Genomic DNA, 954 nt, shown 5'->3' with positions numbered 1-954 from the left:
ATGAGCCGATAGCTATGCGGGTAAAGGATAGCCGAAAAAGCGAATGCTACCTTGTAATGAGGCAGATAGGGATTGAGTGAGTTAGCAATATCATCCTACGTGAAAACGGGCAGACTTCGGCTGGGTTTTTCTTAACGAGATAATTTGATCAACCTTTTATACAAGGAAAGCAGATGACGACGCAAATAAACGGTGTCGGTGCACCCTTGGACAGTTCGGAACTCTGGCACCTTATCCCTTGGGAAAGCTGCCACCGGGAAGTCAAAAGGCTCCAGATGCGTATCGTTAAGGCGACAAAGGAAGGCAGGTGGAACAAAGTGAAAGCTTTGCAAAGACTGCTAACCCACTCATTTAGCGGCAAAGCGCTTGCCGTCAAACGAGTGACCGAAAATCGGGGAAAGAGAACGGCGGGTGTCGATCGAGTGACTTGGACAACGTCAAAGTCAAAATACCACGCGATCACGACACTGAAATCTCGTGGCTACCGTCCAAAGCCACTACGGCGGATATACATCCCTAAAAGTCAGGGCAAGAAAAGACCGTTAAGTATCCCTTGTATGGTTGACAGAGCAATGCAAGCTCTCTATCTACTCGCATTGGAACTGGTCTCAGAAACCATAGCGGACCCCCATTCTTACGGGTTCAGGTTAGGAAGATCCACAGCAGATGCCATCGAGCATTGCTTTAGCATCTTCTCGAAGGTAAATGCGGCCAGATGGGTTCTTGAGGGTGATATTAAAGGCTGTTTTGATAACCTATCACACAGCGGGTTACTTGAGCACGTTCCGTTATCACGGAATATTTTGAATAAATGGCTCAAAGCCGGTTACCTTGAAAACCAACAACGCTTCCAAACCCGGGAGGGTACGCCACAGGGGGGGATATTATCCCCCGCCCTGGCTAACTTGGCGCTAGATGGGTTGCAGGAACAACTCGCTCAGACGTGTGGAAAGC

1 protein-coding gene is annotated in these 954 nt (G+C 48.8%); it reads left to right on the top strand.

The genetic code is table 11. From position 1 onward, the window contains the following. Positions 1 to 173 precede the first annotated feature (173 nt). Positions 174 to 954: reverse transcriptase N-terminal domain-containing protein (locus ACGF7G_RS22420; protein ID WP_387468487.1), on the top strand; the 781-nt coding region annotated here is incomplete at its 3' end.

This window comes from Photorhabdus sp. RM323S (assembly GCF_042879375.1).
Lineage (GTDB): Bacteria > Pseudomonadota > Gammaproteobacteria > Enterobacterales > Enterobacteriaceae > Photorhabdus > Photorhabdus tasmaniensis.
The sequence above is the reverse complement of the archived record's forward strand: the minus strand, read 5'-3'. Positions and strand labels throughout refer to the sequence as shown.